Origin of the sequence: Affinundibacterium baiyunense (assembly GCF_018139645.1) — a bacterium.
GTDB classification, from domain to species: Bacteria; Pseudomonadota; Gammaproteobacteria; order Burkholderiales; family Burkholderiaceae_D; genus Undibacterium; species Undibacterium baiyunense.
The window spans coordinates 1-5,158 of the sequence record NZ_JAGSPM010000021.1; the positions used below are offsets into that span (position 1 = coordinate 1).

A 5,158-nucleotide genomic window follows, 5' to 3' on the forward strand; every position below is an offset into this window, starting at 1 on the left:
TCTATAACTGACCAAAGTTATAGGGACAAGCCGTACGGGCAATTAGTACTGGTTAGCTTAATGCATTACTGCACTTCCACACCCAGCCTATCAACGTCCTGGTCTCGAACGACCCTTTAAAGAGCTCAAGGCTCTGGGATATCTCATCTTAAGGCGAGTTTCCCGCTTAGATGCTTTCAGCGGTTATCTCTTCCGAACATAGCTACTCGGCAATGCCACTGGCGTGACAACCGATACACCAGAGGTTCGTCCACTCCGGTCCTCTCGTACTAGGAGCAGCCCCCTTCAAATATCCAACGCCCACGGCAGATAGGGACCAAACTGTCTCACGACGTTTTAAACCCAGCTCACGTACCACTTTAAATGGCGAACAGCCATACCCTTGGGACCGGCTACAGCCCCAGGATGTGATGAGCCGACATCGAGGTGCCAAACTCCCCCGTCGATATGAACTCTTGGGAGGAATCAGCCTGTTATCCCCAGAGTACCTTTTATCCGTTGAGCGATGGCCCTTCCATACAGAACCACCGGATCACTATGTCCTACTTTCGTACCTGCTCGACTTGTCAGTCTCGCAGTTAAGCACGCTTATGCCATTGCACTATCGTCACGATGTCCGACCGTAACTAGCGTACCTTCGAACTCCTCCGTTACACTTTGGGAGGAGACCGCCCCAGTCAAACTGCCTACCATGCACTGTCCCCGACCCGGATAACGGGCCAAGGTTAGAACCTCAAACAAACCAGGGTGGTATTTCAAGGATGGCTCCACGAGAACTGGCGTCCCCGCTTCAAAGCCTCCCACCTATCCTACACAGATTGGTTCAAAGTCCAATGCAAAGCTACAGTAAAGGTTCATGGGGTCTTTCCGTCTAGCCGCGGGTAGATTGCATCATCACAAACACTTCAACTTCGCTGAGTCTCGGGAGGAGACAGTGTGGCCATCATTACTCCATTCGTGCAGGTCGGAACTTACCCGACAAGGAATTTCGCTACCTTAGGACCGTTATAGTTACGGCCGCCGTTTACTGGGACTTCAATCAAGAGCTTGCACCCCATCATTTAATCTTCCAGCACCGGGCAGGAGTCACACCCTATACGTCCACTTTCGTGTTTGCAGAGTGCTGTGTTTTTATTAAACAGTTGCAGCCACCAGTTTATTGCAACCCTTTCATCCTTCCCCCGCAGGGGGGTCAAACTACAAGGGCGTACCTTATCCCGAAGTTACGGTACCAATTTGCCGAGTTCCTTCTCCCGAGTTCTCTCAAGCGCCTTAGAATACTCATCTCGCCCACCTGTGTCGGTTTGCGGTACGGTCTCGTATGACTGAAGCTTAGAGGCTTTTCTTGGAACCACTTCCGATTGCTTCGTGAATAAATTCACTCGTCTCAACCCCTTGAATTACGTGCCCGGATTTGCCTAAGCACCTTCTACAAGTCAAGAACAGGCTCTTCCAACCGCCTGACAACCTTCCGCGATCCGTCCCCCCATCGCATCATACGACGGTGCAGGAATATTAACCTGCTTCCCATCAGCTACGCATCTCTGCCTCGCCTTAGGGGCCGACTCACCCTGCTCCGATGAACGTTGAACAGGAAACCTTGGGCTTACGGCGTGGGAGCTTTTCACTCCCATTATCGCTACTCATGTCAGCATTCGCACTTCTGATACCTCCAGCATCCTTTACAAGACACCTTCGCAGGCTTACAGAACGCTCTCCTACCATATCCTAAAAGGATATCCGCAGCTTCGGTGTACAGCTTAGCCCCGTTACATCTTCCGCGCAGGACGACTCGATCAGTGAGCTATTACGCTTTCTTTAAAGGGTGGCTGCTTCTAAGCCAACCTCCTGACTGTTTTAGCCTTCCCACTTCGTTTTCCACTTAGCTGTACTTTGGGACCTTAGCTGGCGGTCTGGGTTGTTTCCCTCTTGACACCGGACGTTAGCACCCGATGTCTGTCTCCCAAGCTCGCACTCAACGGTATTCGGAGTTTGCAATGGTTTGGTAAGTCGCGATGACCCCCTAGCCATAACAGTGCTCTACCCCCGTTGGTGATACTTGAGGCACTACCTAAATAGTTTTCGGAGAGAACCAGCTATTTCCAGATTTGTTTAGCCTTTCACCCCTACCCACAGCTCATCCCCTAATTTTTCAACATTAGTGGGTTCGGACCTCCAGTACCTGTTACGGCACCTTCATCCTGGCCATGAGTAGATCATCTGGTTTCGGGTCTACACCCAGCGACTGTCGCCCTATTCGGACTCGATTTCTCTTCGCCTTCCCTATGCGGTTAAGCTCGCCACTGAATGTAAGTCGCTGACCCATTATACAAAAGGTACGCCGTCACGGAACAAGTCCGCTCCGACTGTTTGTATGCACACGGTTTCAGGTTCTATTTCACTCCCCTCCCGGGGTTCTTTTCGCCTTTCCCTCACGGTACTGGTTCACTATCGGTCGATATCGAGTATTTAGCCTTGGAGGATGGTCCCCCCATGTTCAGACAGGATTTCACGTGTCCCGCCCTACTTGTCGCATACTTAGTTCCACACCGATAATTTCGTATAAGGGGCTATCACCCTCTATGGCCGGAGTTTCCAATCCGTTCTACTATTAAAGATGCTAAATCATGCAGGCTCTTCCCATTTCGCTCGCCACTACTTTGGGAATCTCGGTTGATTTCTTTTCCTGTAGCTACTTAGATGTTTCAGTTCGCCACGTTCGCTTTGCAATCCTATGTATTCAGATTGCAATGACCTTACGGCCGGGTTTCCCCATTCGGAAATCTGCGGATCAATGTGTGTTTGCTCACTCCCCGCAGCTTATCGCAAGCTACTACGTCCTTCATCGCCTGATATCGCCAAGGCATCCACCATGTGCACTTAGTCACTTGTCCCTATAACTTTGATTTCTGGTGTCTATCTTCATCGCTGAAGCTAGGTTCATCACCAAAAAGAAGTTATAGTTCCTTACTACTATATGAGTATTACTTTAGCGTTGCCGTAGCTCAAGTGAGTTATTTTCTTCGTCAATCTCTTGACGACGACTTGGATCACTTTTACTACTTTGTTTGTTCGATACAATCACAACCCTTCCATAAATTTGTTAGTAACTTCCGCTACCAACTCCTCTACGAAATAAATTTTGATTATTTCTACTTTACTTCTTCTCAATTGTTAAAGAACGGTATTACTTTATTACTTTGCTTTCGCTTTGAAAGAACAAATCTCAACAGCGCACGCGCCACTCACATTTGTTATTTCTCATAGCTTTCCTACTTGCTTCTCTTCGATTTGGTAGGGCTGGTTGGGCTCGAACCAACGACCCCCGCGTTATCAACACGGTGCTCTAACCAGCTGAGCTACAGCCCCAGTCAATTACCACTAGTCTTACTTAACTTGGTGGAGGTTACCGGGCTCGAACCGATCACCCCCTGCTTGCAAAGCAGGTGCTCTACCAGATGAGCTAAACCCCCATTCGTTTTACAACTTAACCGGGCAAATCTCGAAGTCGCTGCTATCGCTAGCGCCTTCTGCGTTCTCTATCATTAACAGTCAATAAGTGTGGACACTTAACATTCAAGCGCACTCTAGAAAGGAGGTGATCCAGCCGCACCTTCCGATACGGCTACCTTGTTACGACTTCACCCCAGTCACGAACCCCGCCGTGGTAAGCGCCCTCCTTACGGTTAAGCTACCTACTTCTGGCGAAACCCGCTCCCATGGTGTGACGGGCGGTGTGTACAAGACCCGGGAACGTATTCACCGCGACATGCTGATCCGCGATTACTAGCGATTCCAACTTCATGTAGTCGAGTTGCAGACTACAATCCGGACTACGATACACTTTCTGGGATTAGCTCCACCTCGCGGTTTGGCAGCCCTCTGTATGTACCATTGTATGACGTGTGAAGCCCTACCCATAAGGGCCATGAGGACTTGACGTCATCCCCACCTTCCTCCGGTTTGTCACCGGCAGTCTCATTAGAGTGCTCAACTGAATGTAGCAACTAATGACAAGGGTTGCGCTCGTTGCGGGACTTAACCCAACATCTCACGACACGAGCTGACGACAGCCATGCAGCACCTGTGTATTGGTTCTCTTGCGAGCACTCCCAAATCTCTTCGGGATTCCAACCATGTCAAGGGTAGGTAAGGTTTTTCGCGTTGCATCGAATTAATCCACATCATCCACCGCTTGTGCGGGTCCCCGTCAATTCCTTTGAGTTTTAATCTTGCGACCGTACTCCCCAGGCGGTCTACTTCACGCGTTAGCTGCGTTACCAAGACAATTAAGTCCCGACAACTAGTAGACATCGTTTAGGGCGTGGACTACCAGGGTATCTAATCCTGTTTGCTCCCCACGCTTTCGTGCATGAGCGTCAGTGTTATCCCAGGGGGCTGCCTTCGCCATCGGTATTCCTCCACATATCTACGCATTTCACTGCTACACGTGGAATTCTACCCCCCTCTGACACACTCTAGCCTTACAGTCACAAAGGCAGTTCCCAGGTTGAGCCCGGGGATTTCACCTCTGTCTTATAAAACCGCCTGCGCACGCTTTACGCCCAGTAATTCCGATTAACGCTTGCACCCTACGTATTACCGCGGCTGCTGGCACGTAGTTAGCCGGTGCTTATTCTTCAGGTACCGTCATTAGCCATGGATATTAGCCACAACCGTTTCTTCCCTGACAAAAGAGCTTTACAACCCGAAGGCCTTCTTCACTCACGCGGCATTGCTGGATCAGGGTTGCCCCCATTGTCCAAAATTCCCCACTGCTGCCTCCCGTAGGAGTCTGGACCGTGTCTCAGTTCCAGTGTGGCTGGTCGTCCTCTCAGACCAGCTACTGATCGTCGCCTTGGTGAGCCTTTACCTCACCAACTAGCTAATCAGATATCGGCCACTCTTATAGCACGAGGTCTTACGATCCCCCGCTTTCCTCCTTAGAGCGTATGCGGTATTAGCTATCCTTTCGGATAGTTATCCCCCACTACAAGGTATGTTCCGATATATTACTCACCCGTTCGCCACTCGCCACCAGACCGAAGTCCGTGCTGCCGTTCGACTTGCATGTGTAAGGCATGCCGCCAGCGTTCAATCTGAGCCAGGATCAAACTCTTCAGTTCAATCTCTGTTTTTAGCATTTCTGCTTCCATCC

The 5,158-nt window shown here is 50.2% G+C and carries 2 tRNA genes and 2 rRNA genes; all 4 read right to left on the reverse strand.

Annotation, left to right across the window (positions count from 1 at the left end):
- Nucleotides 1-21: 21 nt before the first annotated feature.
- The 4 genes from KDM92_RS18145 to KDM92_RS18160 all read right to left on the reverse strand — a co-directional run bounded on the left by KDM92_RS18145 (nt 22) and on the right by KDM92_RS18160 (nt 5,126).
- A 23S ribosomal RNA gene (locus KDM92_RS18145) occupies nt 22-2,894 on the reverse strand.
- Between the two features lie 398 nt (nt 2,895-3,292).
- Nucleotides 3,293-3,369: transfer RNA gene (locus KDM92_RS18150), tRNA-Ile, on the reverse strand.
- A 28-nt stretch (nt 3,370-3,397) separates the two neighbouring features.
- Nucleotides 3,398-3,473 (reverse strand) — tRNA-Ala (locus KDM92_RS18155).
- Between the two features lie 118 nt (nt 3,474-3,591).
- A 16S ribosomal RNA gene (locus tag KDM92_RS18160) occupies nt 3,592-5,126 on the reverse strand.
- The 16S and 23S rRNA genes sit together here with 2 tRNA genes alongside, the layout of an rRNA operon.
- Nucleotides 5,127-5,158: the final 32 nt, after the last annotated feature.